The organism is Streptomyces sp. NPDC015032, assembly GCF_043080425.1.
Lineage (GTDB): Bacteria > Actinomycetota > Actinomycetes > Streptomycetales > Streptomycetaceae > Streptomyces.
This window is the reverse complement of record NZ_JBIBVN010000012.1, coordinates 1-16,711: the sequence shown is the minus strand read 5'-3', so window position 1 is coordinate 16,711 and position 16,711 is coordinate 1. Positions and strand designations below refer to the sequence as shown.

13 protein-coding genes are annotated in these 16,711 nt (G+C 68.1%); 4 read left to right on the top strand and 9 right to left on the bottom strand.

Features of this window, described 5'->3' with window-relative positions; genetic code table 11:
* The first annotated feature begins 87 nt into the window (after positions 1 to 87).
* Positions 88 to 1,077: a sigma-70 family RNA polymerase sigma factor gene (locus ACF08M_RS18815; protein WP_392186362.1), complete on the top strand. Its 990-nt coding sequence runs from the start codon at positions 88 to 90 to the stop codon at positions 1,075 to 1,077.
* A 113-nt stretch (positions 1,078 to 1,190) separates the two neighbouring features.
* On the opposite strand, the gene ACF08M_RS18810 is transcribed toward ACF08M_RS18815, so the two are convergent.
* Positions 1,191 to 1,559: an STAS domain-containing protein gene (locus ACF08M_RS18810; protein ID WP_392186361.1), complete on the bottom strand. Its 369-nt coding sequence runs from the start codon at positions 1,557 to 1,559 to the stop codon at positions 1,191 to 1,193.
* 316 nt (positions 1,560 to 1,875) lie between these two features.
* Here ACF08M_RS18810 and ACF08M_RS18805 point away from each other — a divergent pair, with 316 nt between their 5' ends.
* Positions 1,876 to 5,148 (top strand): S8 family serine peptidase, encoded by a 3,273-nt coding sequence (locus ACF08M_RS18805; protein WP_392186548.1) that lies wholly within the window; start codon positions 1,876 to 1,878, stop codon positions 5,146 to 5,148.
* 182 nt (positions 5,149 to 5,330) lie between these two features.
* On the opposite strand, the gene ACF08M_RS18800 is transcribed toward ACF08M_RS18805, so the two are convergent.
* From ACF08M_RS18800 to ACF08M_RS18775, 6 genes are all read right to left on the bottom strand, one after another.
* Complete coding sequence (locus tag ACF08M_RS18800; protein ID WP_392186360.1) at positions 5,331 to 6,608, bottom strand: thymidine phosphorylase; 1,278 nt, start codon at positions 6,606 to 6,608, stop codon at positions 5,331 to 5,333.
* Between the two features lie 133 nt (positions 6,609 to 6,741).
* Positions 6,742 to 7,140: a cytidine deaminase gene (locus tag ACF08M_RS18795; protein ID WP_392186359.1), complete on the bottom strand. Its 399-nt coding sequence runs from the start codon at positions 7,138 to 7,140 to the stop codon at positions 6,742 to 6,744.
* Positions 7,137 to 8,405, bottom strand: a complete 1,269-nt coding sequence (locus ACF08M_RS18790; RefSeq protein WP_392186358.1) for an ABC transporter permease — start codon at positions 8,403 to 8,405, stop codon at positions 7,137 to 7,139. The genes ACF08M_RS18795 and ACF08M_RS18790 overlap by 4 nt, the downstream gene beginning before the upstream one ends.
* A complete protein-coding gene (locus ACF08M_RS18785) occupies positions 8,402 to 9,520 on the bottom strand; it encodes an ABC transporter permease (RefSeq protein ID WP_383853076.1) in 1,119 nt (372 codons plus the stop codon). The genes ACF08M_RS18790 and ACF08M_RS18785 overlap by 4 nt, the downstream gene beginning before the upstream one ends.
* Complete coding sequence (locus tag ACF08M_RS18780; protein ID WP_392186547.1) at positions 9,517 to 11,103, bottom strand: ABC transporter ATP-binding protein; 1,587 nt, start codon at positions 11,101 to 11,103, stop codon at positions 9,517 to 9,519. The genes ACF08M_RS18785 and ACF08M_RS18780 overlap by 4 nt, the downstream gene beginning before the upstream one ends.
* 249 nt (positions 11,104 to 11,352) lie before the next feature.
* Positions 11,353 to 12,402: a BMP family protein gene (locus ACF08M_RS18775; RefSeq protein ID WP_392186357.1), complete on the bottom strand. Its 1,050-nt coding sequence runs from the start codon at positions 12,400 to 12,402 to the stop codon at positions 11,353 to 11,355.
* A gap of 1,112 nt (positions 12,403 to 13,514) precedes the next feature.
* Between ACF08M_RS18775 and ACF08M_RS18770 the strand changes: the two genes are divergently transcribed.
* Entirely contained in the window at positions 13,515 to 13,853 is a 339-nt protein-coding gene (locus tag ACF08M_RS18770; protein WP_392186356.1) for a hypothetical protein, read from the top strand.
* 70 nt (positions 13,854 to 13,923) lie between these two features.
* On the opposite strand, the gene ACF08M_RS18765 is transcribed toward ACF08M_RS18770, so the two are convergent.
* On the bottom strand, positions 13,924 to 15,147 hold the full coding sequence (locus ACF08M_RS18765) for an amidohydrolase (protein ID WP_392186546.1): 1,224 nt from the start codon (positions 15,145 to 15,147) through the stop codon (positions 13,924 to 13,926).
* A 199-nt stretch (positions 15,148 to 15,346) separates the two neighbouring features.
* On the bottom strand, positions 15,347 to 15,979 hold the full coding sequence (locus tag ACF08M_RS18760; protein WP_392186355.1) for a hypothetical protein: 633 nt from the start codon (positions 15,977 to 15,979) through the stop codon (positions 15,347 to 15,349).
* Between the two features lie 337 nt (positions 15,980 to 16,316).
* Between ACF08M_RS18760 and ACF08M_RS18755 the strand changes: the two genes are divergently transcribed.
* Positions 16,317 to 16,616 carry a DUF6342 family protein gene (locus ACF08M_RS18755; protein ID WP_327162597.1) on the top strand — a complete coding sequence of 100 codons (300 nt, stop codon included), beginning with the start codon at positions 16,317 to 16,319 and terminating at the stop codon, positions 16,614 to 16,616.
* Positions 16,617 to 16,711 lie beyond the last annotated feature (95 nt).

Here is a 16,711-nt window from a genome sequence, read left to right as displayed (position 1 = left end):
GGCACTTCCCACCCCCGTTGTCAGTGGCCTGCGGTAGCTTCCGAAGTGCTGAAGTGAGCGGTGTCACAGCGCAACAGGGGTGGAGCGATGAGTGATCTGACAGCGGCGGCGGACATCGACAGCCGTCTGGAGGCACACCGGGTCGAGCTGACCGGTTACTGCTACCGGATGCTCGGCTCGGCCTTCGAGGCGGAGGACGCGGTGCAGGACACGCTGGTGCGTGCCTGGCGCAACTTCGAGAAGTTCGAGGGACGTTCCTCACTGCGGTCCTGGCTGTACCGCATCGCCACCAACGTCTGTCTGGACATGCTGAACGCGGGCAAGAAGCGGGCCCGTCCGGTCGATCTGACGGGCCCGACACCGCTCGCCCAGGCGGCGCTCAGCCCGCTCCCGGAGAACACCTGGCTGGAGCCGATGCCGGACGGGCGGATCCTGCCCACCCCGGCCGACCCGGCGGAGGCCGCGGTGGCCCGGGAGTCGGTGCGGCTCGCGTTCGTGGCCGCGCTCCAGCACCTGCCGCCCAAGCAGCGGGCCGTGCTGATCCTGCGCGAGGTGCTGGCCTGGAGGGCGAGCGAGGTCGCCGAGCTGCTCGACACCTCCGTCGCCTCGGTCAACAGCGCCCTCCAGCGGGCGCGGGCCACCCTCAGGGAACACGAGGGCCAGGCCGTCGACACCACGAATCCTCTCGACGAGGAGCAGCGCAAGCTCCTCGAACGCTACGTCGCGGCCTTCGAGGGGTACGACATGGCGGCGCTGACCGCGCTGCTCCATGAGGACGCGGTGATGACCATGCCGCCGTTCGACCTCTGGCTCCGGGGGCACGACGACATCACCGGCTTCATGCTCTCCCTCGGTGCCGGCTGCGCGGGCTCGCGGCTGGTGGCGACGGAGGCGAACGGCGCCCCGGCGTTCGCGCACTACAAGCCGAATCCGGACGGACCGGGGTTCGTGCCGTGGGCGGTACAGGTCATCGACATCTCGGAGGGCACCATCACCGGGATGCACTGCTTCCTGGACACACCGCGCTGGTTCCCGCTGTTCGGTCTGCCGGATCACCTCGACGCGGACCCGGCGTGAGGCGCGGCGTGAGGCGCGGCGTGAGGCGCGGCGTACGTCCAGCCCCCGAACGGCCCGGCCCACCACGCCCTGGTCGTCCTGGTCGTCGAGGAACGGAGGGGCCGCATTCCCGCTCAGGCTCCGCCGTCCCCGGCCACGCACCGTACGTCCACCACATCGGCCAGCCCCACCAGGTCGAGCAGGCTCCGTAGTTCGGGCGGTGCCTTGCGCAGCCGGAGCCGTCTGCCGCCCGCCCGGCGCGCGACGAGCCCCAGCCGGGCTATCGCCTCGACCAGGGCCAGATCCACCTGCGCGACCCCGCCCACATCGCAGTCCACCTCGGCGTCCGGATCGCGGACGGCGCCGTCGGGGCCGTACAGCAGTGACTCCAGCTCGGCACAGAGTCCCGGCACGGTGTCCCGTGTGACGTGCCCGGTGACGACAAGAACGATCGGGATCATGGCTTCCACATCAGGGAGACCGGTCCGGCGGCCGAAACTCATCGCTGGCTGGTTCCATGGTTTCCCGGTGCGTGCCCCGTCGTCCCCGCCGCACACGCCCCTCGGCCGCCATCGGCCTCTCGCGTTCACCAGTGAATATCCGTCAACTCCAGTCGCCTGTGATCTTCTTGTGAACCCCCTCGATCAATTCCCCCTCTAGGTAGATGAACCGGTCCGCACCGGCGTCCCGTCGGTGCCGACTGACCAGTGGCCCCTCGGCGGGCCGCCTGATTCTCCAGGGGGAGAGTTGCGCAAACACGTGAGAAACGCGTGTGTTTCGACCATCGCCACGGCAGCCGCCGTGGCGCTCGCAGCCGGTATGACCACGCCGGCCGTGGCACAGCCCGATGCCGCCCGGTCCACCGGCACCAAGTCCGTGGACCGGCACCAGCTGACGCTGATCACCGGCGACCGCGTCCTGATGGACGCCAAGGGCCGGGTCATGGCCTTCCAGCCCGCCAAGGGGCGCGAACACATACCCGTGCAGCGTCAGATGCGGGACGGGCACACCCTGCTCATCCCGGCCGACGCACACCGGCTGATCAGCTCCGGCAAGCTGGACCGCCGGCTGTTCGACGTCACCGAGCTGAACCGCGCGGAGAACCGCAGGGCCCAGCAGGCCGGCCTGAAGCTGATCGTCGCCTACCGGGGCGCCCGTGCCACGGCGGCGAAGGCGGAGGTCCGTGACGCGGGCGCCACCCGGGTCGACCAGACCCTGAAAACCCTGAACGCCGAGTCGGTGACCACCCCGACGCGCGACGCGAAGGACATCTGGCAGGCACTCACCAGCAAGTCCTCGCACGGTGCCCAGCGCACCACGGCCGCCGGTATCGACCGGGTCTGGCTGAACGGTGTACGCAGGGCGAGCCTCGACAAGAGCGTGCCGCAGATCGGCGCGCCGAGCGCCTGGAAGGCCGGCTACACCGGCAAGGGCGTCAAGATCGCCGTCCTGGACACTGGTGTGGACGCCACCCACCCGGATCTCAAGGGCCAGATCCTGGAGGCGAAGAACTTCACTTCCTCGCCCGACACCAAGGACCGGGTCGGGCACGGCACGCACGTGTCCTCGATCGCCGCCGGTACCGGCGCCAAGTCGGGCGGGAAGTTCAAGGGCGTGGCGCCGGACGCCAAGCTGCTGGAAGGCAAGGTTCTCGACGACACCGGCTTCGGCGACGACGCCGGCATCCTGGCCGGGATGGAGTGGGCGGTCGCGCAGGGCGCCGACGTCATCAACCTGAGCCTCGGAGGCAGCGACACCCCCGAGGTCGATCCGCTCGAAGAGGCGGTCAACAAGCTGTCGGCCGACAAGGGCGTCCTGTTCGCCATCGCGGCGGGCAACGAGGGCGCCGATGCCGGTACGGTCGGTTCCCCGGGCAGCGCGGACGCCGCGCTGACCGTCGGCGCGGTCGACGACAACGACAAGCTGGCCGATTTCTCCAGCCGCGGCCCGCGCATCGGCGACGGCGCGATCAAGCCCGATGTGACCGCACCCGGCGTGGACATCACGGCGGCGGCCGCACCCGGCTCCGCCATCGACCAGGAGGTCGGGCAGAACCCGCCGGGCTACCTGTCGATCTCCGGTACGTCGATGGCGACCCCGCATGTCGCGGGCGCCGCGGCGCTCCTCAAGCAGCAGCACCCGGAGTGGAAGTACGCCGAGCTCAAGGGCGCACTCACGGCCTCGACGAAGCCGGGCGCGTACACCCCGTTCGAGCAGGGCTCGGGCCGGATCGCCGTCGACCGGGCGATCGCCCAGACGGTGGTCGCGGACCCGGTCTCGGTGAACTTCGGCGTGCAGCAGTGGCCGCACACCGATGACGCCCCGGTGACCAAGACGGTGACGTACCGCAACCTCGGCACGACGGACATCACCCTCGACCTCGCGGTCACGGCCACCGGCCCGAAGGGCAAGCCCGCCCCGGCCGGTTTCTTCACCCTCGGCGCCGACAAGGTGACCGTCCCCGCGGGCGGCACCGCCGACGTACCGCTGACCGTGAACACCAAGCTCGGCGGCACGGCCGACGGCTCCTACTCCGCGTACGTCGTCGGGACCGGTGGCGGCCAGACCGTCCGCACCGCGGCCGCGGTCGAGCGCGAGATCGAGTCGTACGACCTCACCCTCAAGGTCATCGGACGCGACGGCAAGCCCGCCACGTTCTACGAGAACGACCTGGCCGGCCTCTCCGGCCCGGCGCTCGGCACCTTGCTCCACCCGACGGGCGACGGCGGCACAGCGAAGATCCGTGTGCCCAAGGGCGGTTACATGCTCAACACGGCCGTCTACACCGACCCCGAGGACAGCACCAAGGGCACCGACTGGCTGTCCCAGCCGAAGCTGGACATCACCAAGAACACCAGCGTGACCCTCGACGCGCGCACGACGAAGCCGGTGGAGATCACCCTGCCCACCACCGGCACGAAGGACCTCCTGGCCGCGCCCGAGATCCAGTCCGAGAACAAGGACGCCAGCTTCGGCTACGGCTGGTACCTGACGTCGTACCGGGGGATGCGCACCGCGCACCTGGGCCCGAAGGTGACGGACGGCTCGCTCACCCAGCAGTGGGTCGGCACCTGGACCAAGGGGGCCACGACCCGGTACGACATCTCGGTCGGCGGTCGGGTGACCCAGGCCGCGACCGGGTACAAGCGGAAGTTCACCGCCGGTCAGATGGCCAGGGTGAACCTCGGTCTCGGCGCGTCCGTCAAGGGCAAGACCGGTGAGATCACGGGGTTCGGCCTGCTTCCCGGCTCGTCCGGCGCCTGGGGTATCGGGTCCATGCACAAGCTGCCGGGCACCGTCGCCGCGTATGTGTCCACCGCCGACAACGTGAAGTGGAGCTTCGACTTCATGCAGGAAGGCGCGGTGGACGCGGACGGCATCCCGGACATCGACGGGGTGTACAACCTCGACATGCTGCGGGGGCTCAAGGGCGGCAAGACCTACGCCAAGAAGGCCAACACCGCGGTGTTCGGCCCCGCGCTCGACCCCGAGCTGGGGATCTCCCGCGAAGGCAACAGCCTCGTCCCGGACCTGCCGCTCTCGACCGACGGCAGCGGCAACTTCGGTGCCATGGAATACAGTTCGGTCAAGACCGTGCTGTACCGCAACGGTGCCAAGCTCGTCCAGAACACGAACCCGCTGGAAGGCGAGCCCATCACCGTGCCGTCCGGCGCGGCCGACTACCGGCTGACGACCTCCGTACGGCTCTCCCCCAAGGTGTCGGCCGTCTCCAGCCGGATCGACGCCAGTTGGACCTTCCGGTCGAAGAAGACCAGCGCCCTGACCGCGCTGCCGGCCTCCACGGTCCGCTTCACCCCCGATGTGACGCTGGACGGCAAGGTCACCGCGGGCAGGACCGCGTCGGTGCCGGTGAAGGTGCAGGGCTCCGCCGCCGGCAAGAACCTCAAGTCGCTGACGGTGTACGTCAGTTACAACTCCGGCAAGACCTGGAAGAAGGTTTCGGTCAAGTCGGGCAAGATCTCTGTGAAGAACCCGGCCAAGGGGAAGTCCCTCTCCTACAAGGCCGATGTCACGGACAAGAAGGGCAACAAGTCCTCGGTGACGATCTACAACGCCTGCTTCGGCAAGTAGGCGATCACCGGTGAGCCGCTGATCCAGTGGGCGCACCGACCGCACGAGAGCGGCCCGCCGGGACGGATTCCTCCGCCCCGGCGGGCCGCTCGCGCACGCCCGGGACCGGCGCGGCGCCGCTTCTCAGCTCACCGGAAAGGCTTCCGCGGGGCTGTCTCCTGCCGGGCGCTCTGAGCCGCAGGTCAGGCGATACGTTCCCGCACCACGGGGGTGGCCGTGAAGTCCGTACCGGCCGGGGCGATGTCGTACGAGGAGGGCAGTGCCTTCAGCGCGTAGTCGAACTTCTCCGGGGTGTCGGTGTGCAGCGTCAGCAGCGGCTGTCCGGCCGTGACCGTGTCGCCGGGCTTGGCGTGCAGTTCGACGCCCGCCCCCGCCTGCACCAGGTCCTCCTTGCGGGCCCGGCCCGCGCCGAGGCGCCAGGCGGCGACGCCGATGTCGTACGCGTCCAGGCGGGTCAGTACGCCGGTGGACGGGGCCGTCACGACATGCTGCTCACGGGCGACCGGGAGCGTGGCGTCCGGGTCGCCGCCCTGGGCGGAGATCATCCGGCGCCAGACGTCCATCGCGGAGCCGTCGGCGAGGGCCTTCTCCGGGTCGGCGTCCTTGAGCCCGGCCGCGTCCAGCATCTCGCGGGCGAGGGCCAGGGTCAGGTCGACGACGTCCTTCGGGCCGCCGCCGGCCAGCACCTCGACCGACTCGCGCACCTCCAGGGCATTGCCCGCGGTCAGGCCGAGCGGGGTGGCCATGTCGGTGAGCAGCGCGACGGTCCGCACCCCGCTGTCGGTGCCCAGCGCGACCATGGTGGAGGCCAGTTCGCGGGCGTCGTCGATGGTCTTCATGAAGGCGCCCGAGCCGACCTTGACGTCCAGGACGAGCGCCCCGGTGCCCTCGGCGATCTTCTTGGACATGATCGAGCTGGCGATCAGCGGGATGGCCTCGACGGTGCCGGTGACATCGCGGAGCGCGTACAGCTTCTTGTCGGCGGGGGCGAGCCCGTCACCGGCGGCACAGATCACCGCGCCGGTGGTGTCCAGAACGCTCAGCATCTCCTCGTTGGTGAGGTGGGCGCGCCAGCCGGGGATGGACTCCAGCTTGTCGAGCGTGCCGCCGGTGTGGCCGAGGCCCCGGCCGCTGAGCTGCGGCACGGCGGCGCCGCACGCGGCGACCAGCGGGGCGAGCGGCAGGGTGATCTTGTCGCCGACGCCGCCGGTGGAGTGCTTGTCGGTGGTGGGCCGGGAGAGCGACGCGAAGTCCATCCGCTCACCGGAGGCGATCATCGCGGCGGTCCAGCGGGCGATCTCGGTGCGGTTCATGCCGTTCAGCAGGATCGCCATGGCCAGCGCGGACATCTGCTCGTCGGCGACCTCACCGCGGGTGTACGCGTCGATGACCCAGTCGATCTGGTCGGGGGTCAGCTCGCCTCGGTCCCGCTTGGTGCGGATGACGGAGATGGCGTCCATGTCCTGGGAGTCCTTCCGGCCGGTACGTACGGTACGCAAGAGTCCCGAATGACTCTACGCGCATAGAGGGTGAAGACGGGAGTGGCCCTCCCGACGGGCGGGAGGGCCACGGTGGTGCTGTCGCGAATGGTCTCTACTTCAGGTGGTCCGGTCCGAACGCCTGCGGCAGCATCTCGTCGAGCGTGCGCAGTCCGTCGGGCGTCTCCAGGACCAGCTCGGGGCCGCCGAACTCGTACAGCAGCTGCCTGCACCGGCCGCACGGCACCAGGATCTCGCCCGCCCCGTCCACGCAGGTGAAGTGGGTCAGCCGGCCGCCCCCGGTGGCGTGCAGCTGGGAGACCAGGCCGCACTCGGCGCACAGCCCGATGCCGTACGAGGCGTTCTCGACGTTGCAGCCGGAGACCGTGCGCCCGTCGTCGACGAGCGCCGCGGCGCCGACCGGGTAGTGCGAGTACGGGACGTACGCGCGGGTCATCACGGACCGTGCGGCGCTCCGCAGCGCCGCCCAGTCGACCTCCTCGGCGGCCGTCACTTGCCCTGGCCCTTGCGGTAGACGAGGCCGTCCGCCTTCGGCATGCGCAGCCGTTGCGCCGAGAGCGAGAGGACGAGAAGTGTCGTGACGTAGGGAGCGGCGTCGACGAACTGGCTCGGCACCTGGTCCGTCAGCGCGTACCAGGTGAAGAGCAGCGCGGAGACAGCTGCCGAGATCACCGCGGCCACGTACTTCTTCCGGTACAGCTGCCAGAACACCACGACGACCAGCAGGATGGCGAGCAGCAGCAGCATCGCGTGCACGTTCTCGGCACCGCCGCGCAGTTTGAGGCTGTCGGTGAAGCCGAAGAGGCCGGCGCCGAGCGCCATGCCGCCCGGCATCCAGTTACCGAAGATCATCGCGGCGAGACCGATGTATCCGCGACCGCCCGTCTGGCCCTCCTGGTAGATGCCGGTGGAGACGATCGCGAGGAAGGCACCGGCGAGTCCGGCCATGCCGCCGGACATCACGACGGCGATGTACTTGTACTTGTACACGTTGACGCCGAGCGACTCGGCGGCGACGGGGCTCTCGCCGCAGGAGCGCAGCCGCAGACCGAACGACGTACGCCACAGCACCCACCAGGTGCCGGGGATCAGCAGCAGTGCGACCACGGTCAGCCAGGACAGGTTGGTGATCAGGCCACCGACGACTCCGGCGATGTCGGAGACGAGGAACCAGTGTTTCTGCTGGAGATCGATCAGCCAGTCCGACAGTCCGGGAATGGTGATTCTGTCGATCGCGTCGATGCGGGGGGACTGCTTGGAGGAACCGCCTTCGACGCCGTCGAAGGCGAAGTTGGAGAGGTAGCGGGTGAGGCCGGCGGCGAGGATATTGATGGCCACACCGGAGACGATGTGGTTCACGCCGAAAGTGACGGTGATGATCGCGTGCAGCAGACCACCGACGGCGCCGCCGAGGATGCCGAACAGCACGCCCACCCAGGGGCCCCACTGGAATCCGGCCCAGGCGCCGAACCAGGTGCCGAGGATCATCATGCCTTCGAGGCCGATGTTGACGACGCCGGCTCGCTCGGCCCACAGACCGCCGAGTCCGGCCAGTCCGATGGGGACGGCCAGTTCGAGGGCGCCCGCGACCTGGCCGACGGAGGTCACGTCGTTGGCACCGCTGATCAGGCGGACCAGCGAGACCAGGGCGAGCCCGCCCGCGATGATCAGCAGGACGACGGGCAGGGTGAGAAGCTTGCGGCGACCGCCGCCCTTCTTGGGGGCGACGCTTGCGGCGGCGACTTTGCTGGCGCTCACAGTGCGGCCTCCTTCTCGGTCGTGAGGGCATGACCGGCGGCGAGCTCCTCGCCGACCTTTTGCTGCTGGCGGCGGGTTCCGTAACGGCGGACGAGTTCGTAACTGACGACGACCGAGATCACGATCAGGCCCTGCATGATCGTGGCGATCTCCTTCTCGTACCCGAACTGGTCGAGAGAGGCGGACGTCTTGTCCAGGAAGGCGATCAGCAGCGCGCTGAACGCGATGCCTATCGGGTTGTTCCGGCCGAGCAGGGCGATGGTAATGCCGGTGAAACCGATTCCGGTCGGGAAGTCGAGACTGTACGTGTGCGTGTCTCCGAGGAGCGTCGGCATGCCGGCGAGGCCGGCGACGGCTCCGGAGATCAGCATCGAGGTGAGCACCATCTTCTTGGCGTCCACTCCGGAGGCCTGGGCAGCGCTCTCGCTCTCGCCCGTGGCCCGCAGGTCGAAGCCGAAGCGGGTGCGGTTCAGGACGAACCAGTAGACGACACCGCAGGCGGCCGCGACGAAGGTGAACCCGTAGATCTCTCCCGCCTCGGCGCCCATGGACAGACCGGGGAACCAGGCGGACTCCGGGATGTCGCCGGTGGTCAGATTGTTGGAGCCGGCGGGCTGCTCGCCGAAGTTCTTCGGCAGGATCAGCCAGGCGATCAGGGCGGTCGCGATGGAGTTGAGCATGATCGTCGAGACGACCTCGCTCACCCCGCGGGTGGTCTTGAGGAAACCGGCGATGCCCGCCCAGAAGGCGCCGACCAGCATCGCGACGATCACGATCAGCGCGATCTGCAGCGGCCCCGGCAGATGGACGCTCGCACCGACCAGCGCGGCCATCATCGCGGCGAGCCGGTACTGGCCGTCGACGCCGATGTTGAAGAGGTTCATGCGGAAGCCGATGGCGACCGCGAGGGCGGCGAGGTAGTACGTACCGGCCTGGTTGATGATCAGTACCTGTACGTCGGCGTACGTCGCCGAGTCGAACATCAGACTGTACGGTTCGAACGGGTTCTTGCCCGAGGCGAGCAGCACCACGGTGGTGAGCGCGAAGGCGACGACCAGGGCGAGAACGGGGCCGGCGAAGCCCAGGATCAGCCGGTCCTTGTCGAATTTCTTCATCGGGCCTCGTCCTCCGGTGCTGCCTCGAGATGACCGGTGGCGGCGCCGGTCATGGCCGAGCCCAGTTCCTCCGGGGTGATGGTGCCGGGGTCGGCGTCGGCGACCAGCCGGCCGCGGTACATGACGCGCAGGGTGTCCGAGAGCCCGATCAGCTCGTCCAGGTCCGCCGAGATGAGCAGGACGGCGAGGCCCTCGCGGCGCGCCTGCCGTATCTGGTCCCAGATCTGCGCCTGTGCACCGACATCCACTCCGCGGGTGGGGTGCGCGGCGATCAGCAGCTTCGGAGCGTGGCTCATCTCCCGGCCGACGATCAGCTTCTGCTGGTTGCCGCCGGAGAGGGAGGCCGCGGTGACCTCGATGCCCGGGGTACGGACGTCGTACTCGCGCACGATCCGTTCGGTGTCGGCGCGGGCCGCCTTGGTGTCCAGCAGCCAGCCTCGGCTGTTGGGCTTCTCCGTGACGTGGCCGAGGATCCGGTTCTCCCAGAGCGAGGCTTCCAGCAGCACACCGTGCCGGTGCCGGTCCTCGGGGATGTAACCGATACCGCTCTCGCGGCGCTTGCGCGTGGGGGCGTGCGAGATGTCGTCGCCGTCGAGGGTGATCGCCCCGCTGTCGGGGGCCCGCATGCCGATCAGTGCCTCGATCAACTCGGTCTGGCCATTGCCTTCGACCCCGGCGATGCCCAGCACCTCACCCTTGTGAATGGTGAAGTCGATGCCGGCCAGCACGTCACGTACCACGCCGTCCGGGTCGGTGACGCCGAGCGCGAGATCCTCGACACGGAGCATCGGAACGTCCGTCACCGTGGATTCCCGGGTCTCGGGCGAGGGCAGTTCGCTGCCGACCATCAGCTCGGCGAGCTGCTTGGTGGTGATGTTCGCCGGGTCGGCGGTGCCGACCGTCGTGCCGCGGCGGATCACCGTGATGTCGTCGGCGACGGACAGCACCTCGCCCAGCTTGTGCGAGATGAAGATGACGGTCAGGCCCTCCGCCTTGAGCTCGCGCAGGTTGTCGAAGAGCGCGTCGACCTCCTGCGGAACGAGCACGGCCGTCGGCTCGTCCAGGATCAGGATGCGGGCGCCCCGGTAGAGGACCTTGAGGATCTCCACGCGTTGCCGGTCGGCGACGCCGAGGTCCTCGACGAGGGCTTCCGGCCGGACCCCCAGACCGTACGCGTCCGAGATCTCCATGATCTTCTTGCGTGCGGCGGAGCCGATGCCGTGCAGCTTTTCGCCGCCGAGAACCACGTTCTCCAGGACGGTGAAGTTATCGGCGAGCATGAAGTGCTGGTGCACCATGCCGATGCCGCGCGCGATGGCGTCGGCCGGGCTACCGAACGCCACCTCGGCCCCGTCGACCGTGATGGTGCCCTCGTCCGGCTTCTGCATGCCGTAAAGGATCTTCATCAGGGTGGACTTGCCGGCACCGTTCTCACCGACGAGGGCGTGAACCGTGCCCTTACGGATGGTGATGTCGATGTCGTGATTGGCGACGACGCCGGGGAAGCGCTTGGTGATGCCGTGCAGTTCTACGGCGGGGGGGCTGGTGGACGCGTTGATGACGCACTCTCCTTGGCCGGACAGGAGCGGGGCGGAGGGGCAGGGGCGGGGTGAAGCTATCGCGCCGGAGGGCCGTCTACACGCGTAGTACTGCTGAATCGTAAGACAGCACACTCTGCATCGCGAAGGACTCGGTCCCGGGCCCGTACGGCTGTTGCCGGGAGCCCCAGGACGCTGAGACGGGCGGAACTTCTTCGATGAACACCCCGTGAGCCCGGAGCGGCAGGACTGCGCGCTCCGGGCCCCGGGAAGCCAGCCGTACGGCAGTTGCTGTTACGGGGTGGTCTTGACCGTGACCGTGCCGTCGACGATGGCCTTCTTGGCCTTGTCAACAGCGGCGGTGACCTCGGTCATCTTGGTGAAGGCCGGGTTGGAGCCGGCCAGGCCGACACCTTCCTTGTCCAGGCCGTAGCGGATCTCACCGGTCTGCGGCTTGCCGTCCTTGACCGACTTGATCAGGCTGAGGACGGAATCCGAGACGTCCTTGGTGACCGAGGTCAGGATCTGCGCCTTGTAGGCCGCCAGGCCCTTCTGGCCGTACTGGTCGGAGTCGACACCGATGGCCCACTTGCCCGCCTTGGCCGTGGCCTCGATCGAGCCCGTGCCGGCGAGACCGGCCGCGGAGTAGACGACATCGGCCTTCTTGTCGAGCTGCCCCTGGGCGGCGGCCTTGCCGAGGTCGGGCTTGGAGAAGCCGTCGAAGTTCGGCGGCTGGGTCAGGTACTGCGACAGCACCTTCACCGACGGGTCGGTGTCCTTGACGCCCTGCTCGAAGCCCGCCTGGAACTTCTTGATCAGCGGGGTCTCCACACCCCCGATGAAGCCGACCGTCTTCGTCTTGGTGACCTTGGAGGCGGCGACACCGGCGAGGTATGAGCCCTGCTCCTCGTTGAAGACCAGGTTGGCGATGTTCTTGCCGGTCACCGAGGCGTCGTCGATGATGCCGAAGGTGGTCTTCGGGAACTTCGGCGCGACCTTCTTGATGGCGGGCGCGTACGCGAACCCGACGCCGATCACCGGGTTGTTGCCGGCGCGGGCCAGCGTGGTGAGGCGCTGCACCTTGTCGGCGTCCGACTCGCCGTCCGACGGCTCGGCCTCGGTGCCCTTGAAGCCGAGCTCCTTCTCGGCCTTGACCAGGCCGGCGTAGGCGGCGTCGTTGAACGACTGGTCACCGCGACCGCCGACATCGTACGCGAGGGCGGTCTTGGCTCCCTTGGAGTCGGAACCGGCATCCGACGAGGACTTACCGCCGCAGGCGGTGGCACTGAGCGCAAGCGCCGCGGACGCAAGGCCCACGGTGGCAATCCGGGTGATCCGGCGCAAGGGAAGGCTCCTTCAAACCTGACCGAAGCGCCTCTTCCGGCGCTGGTTTCGCGGCGATCGTAACGCGCGTAGATGTCAGATAAAGCCCTGTACGGAAGCTGTTATCGGATCGTCGCGTACGAGGGGCGACCTGCCCGGCTACAGGTGGTTGCCATCGAGTTACACGGAGGCGATGAACGGCTCTACGACAAGGTACCCCGTGGCGCGGAAGGCACTGATCGGCCGACCAGGACAGGGGTACGGCACTCAGAGGTCCGCCCGGCCACCGCATGTCACCGCGGGGGGCACTCCTGGCCGACCGAGGACATCAGGGGCGAACCGTCGAACCGGGGGCGTTTCGAAACACGAACGGGCAGGAAAATCGGAATTCTAAATTCCGCAGATGCCGCAAGCGTGCGAAGGTAAAGTTTCTTGCCATGGACGGCAAAGAGTTGATATAAATCGATCGCCAGCTGATCAACTCGGGGTGCCGCAGCGCCAATCATCCTGAATGCGCAGAGCAGCAGGAATCAACTTTCCGAGAATCCTGCCTGCGCGACCGGACCGACCGAACGGGGACTCCGGATGATTCCTGCAGTCGCGCTGCGCCTCCCTTTCACAAAGGGGAACTGTGAAAAGAGCACTCACCACATCCTGCCTCGCCCTCACTTTCGCGACCGCGTCATTCGGTTTCGCGCCAGCCGCCTCCGCCGGCGGCAGTGTCGGGAACTGCGACACGTGGATCACGTACAGCTCACCCAACTACGGAAACGCCCGCTGCACCAACATTGCAATGTTCGACAAGTTCCGAGCGAAGATCACGTGCATTGACCCCCACGGGAAGCAGTGGCTCGCCTACGGCCCTTGGAAGAAGAACGGCGAGACTTCCAAGGGGAAGTGCTCGACCGACACGAATGTTGGCGTATTGAAGGTCGGCGTCAGCTACAGCGGCTAAATTTCTCTCCCTGGCTACCGCGACCTCTCTGGCAGGGCGAACCACTCAGGGAACGCAATGAGTGGAAAGCGGGCGGCATTCGAGCATACCCCGGCGATCATGAGGGCTTTAGTGCTCAGCACCCGCATCCATTACTAGCCAGGCCCGCTAGGCGTTCGAAACAAATGGAAGGGCAACCTTGAAAAAGGCACTCGTCTCAGCATTCGGCGCTGCGATCGCAGTAGCATCCTTGATTACCGCGCCCAGCGCCTCGGCAGCTGAAGTCGGCACTCAGGACATCGACTGCGACACGTGGTACACAAAAACCTCTCCCAACGTGGGATATGCAAAGTGCACCGGAATGCTCCCTTGGCCCCTTGAAGGTGCCCAGGTGAAGCTCACCTGCATCGACCCTCACGGAAAGCAATGGTTTGTTTACGGTCCGAGGAAGGGCAATGGGAAGACGTCCAGTGCGAAGTGCTCGACCGACACCAACGTCGGCATCCTCAAGGTCGGCGTCAACAGGACTCGCATCTAAGGCCCGTTGAGAGCGGTTGAAGAATAGGAGGTGCCCGCGAAATTGCGGGCACCTTCCCGCCCATCCCGGCTCAGAGGCTGTCCAGCTGTGCGGCCGCAGTGAACAGCTCGACGGCGACCGTGATCGCCTCCTCGTCCGCGTCGAAATCGCCACGGTGCAGGTCGAGCCGGGCGGTGTCGCCGGGCGTACGGACCCCGAGCCGGGCCATGGCTCCCGGGACGTGTTCCAAGTACCAGGAGAAGTCCTCGCCGCCGAGGCTCTGCTCGGTGCCCTCAATCGCGGGCGAACCGCGGCGTGCGGTCATCGCCGCGGCGAGCAGCTCGATCACGGCGGCGTCGTTCACGACGGGCGGGACACCCTGGACGTAATCGATCACCGTCTTGGCGCCATACATCCCCGCCACCTCGTCGATCGCCGCGTGCACCAGGTCCGGCGCCTCCCGCCAGGCGGCCAGCTCCAGGCAGCGCACGGTGCCGGAGAGCTCGGCGTGCTGCGGGATCACGTTGCAGGCGTGCCCGGACTCCAGCCGCCCCCAGGTGACGGCGAGCCCGGCCCGTGCGTCGACCCGGCGGGCCAGCAGTGCGGGCACCTCGGTGGCGACCTTGGCCGCGGCGGTGACCAGGTCGGTGGTCAGATGCGGCCGCGCGGTGTGTCCGCCGGGGCCGTCGAGCGACACTTCCAGCCGGTCGCAGGCCGACGTGATCGCCCCGACCCGCAGCCCGATCCGCCCCACGTCCACCTTCGGATCGCAGTGCACCCCGATGATCCGCCCGACACCCTCCAGCGCCCCGGACTCGATCGTGTCGGGCGCACCGCCGGGCAGCACCTCCTCGGCCGGCTGGAAGATCAGCCGCACCGGGTTCGGGAGCATCCCCTGCCGGTCCAGCTCGGCGAGCACGAGCCCGGCGCCGAGGACCGAGGCGGTGTGGACATCGTGCCCGCAGGCGTGCGCCCGGTCGGGAACGGTGGAGCGGTACGCGACGCCCGCCTTGGTGTCCGGGATCGGCAGTGCGTCGATGTCCGCGCGCAGGGCGAGCATGGGCCGGGTGTCGCTGCCCCGGCTTCCCACGTCGCAGATGAGCCCCGTCCCCGTGTCGAGTACCCGTGGTTCCAGCCCCGCCTTCTCCAGTCGGGCCTTGATGGCCGCGGTGGTGCGGAACTCCTGGTTGCCCAGCTCGGGGTGCATGTGCAAATCGCGCCGGAAGGCGATCAGTTCGGCGCGCAGGGCCTCGGGCAGGGTGCCGGGGAGCGGTTCGGTGCGGGGAGTCGGCTCGGCGTCGGAATCACGGGACATCAACTGGTTCACCTGGTGAAGGGTAAGCCCGTTCCCTCGTCAACTGACCATGAAACAAGAAAAGTTCAGCCACATAGACGAATAAATGACTGCGTCGTGGCGTGTGAGGTGACGGCGGGGTGGGTAAACTCGCCCATTTCGCTCCCTGACCCGTCACCCCGGCCGCCCGCCACCCGCACGACATCCCGGAGGGGCTCCGTCAGTCGGGCAGTCCCCGGCGTACCGGGAACAGCGCCAGCCCGATGCACAGGGCTCCGGCCGTCAGCAGATCCAGGCTCATGGCCATCAGCACGGTCCCGGCCAGCACGGCCACGGGAGCCCACGCCCGGACCAGGTCCCGGCGGAAGAACGCGAGCAGGGTGACGAGGCCCAGCAGCCCGAACCAGAACAGCATCGGCACCACCGTGTAGATCAACGGCATCACCCCGGGGACGCCCTGCACCCGCCCGAACAGGTCGCTCATGGCCTGCTCGTCCGCCGCGACGAACCCGACCGCCAGGTCGATCACCGCCTGGACGGCCACCGCCGCCGCCCCGAGCAGCCCAACCCAGGCCGCCACCTCGACGGCGACCCGCCTGCCACCACGCTCCCCGGCGAGTCTCCGCAGCCCCAGGAACACCGGCACGAACGCGAGCACCCCGGCCAGGAACAGCAGATGCGCCGCTGTCCACCACACCCCGGGCCCGTAACCGCCGACAGCGCGCCCGGTCAGCCGCACCACTCCGTACCCCGCCATCAGGGCGGGTCCCGCGAGGAGGGTCGTTGTGACCGTCACCCCGCCCGTGTCGGCCGTCCCGCCCTGCCGCTCCGTCGCCATCCGCATCGTCTTCATCCGTCGATGCTCGTGCCCCGCCGACCCTGCCCACCATCGGGGCTTCCCCCCAACAAACCCTGGTTCTAGGCCGTTTCCTTCGGATCATCTGGTCAGCCGGGTGATCCGAGAGAGTCGGTCCAGCTGTCATCCCGGGGAGCTGTCACAGCTCTTTTCGGGCTTTTTGGTGGCTCCGGAACCTTGATGCCACTTCGCGACGAAGCGGGACGAAAATCAGCCATAGTCCCGCGATGCGATGCCGCCATGTGAACGAACTGTGTAGGTTCTGGGCTCGGTTCGGGAGGTCCTGTGACGCCCGGCCGCAGAGTTCGTCCACTGGAACCGGAGGGGAAATCGCATGGCTGACATCGACCTCGGCGTGGCGTCCGACTGGGACGAGGGGGACACCCACGGCCGCGTCAAGCTGCGGCAGAACCAGGTCTACCCGACCTCGCCGAAGAAGGACGTGCTCATCAGCTCCCCGGTGAGCATCGAGCTGTCCGTGAACACGAACCACTCCTCCTCGCAGGAGGCGGACAAGATCTACTTCACGACCCACCACGGCTCCACTAAGAAAATCATCGCGGTGCTCGACTCCGACGGCAACCTGCACATCGCCGGCCGCCTGATCACCGAGCAGAAGGACCTCGGCTACTAGCCTCGCGCTTTCACGAGGTGCGGTGTTCGACGCTTGATCAAATAAGTGGAGAGTGCTCCTGACCTGCAACGATGGGACTTGTCTAGGGTCCTGTT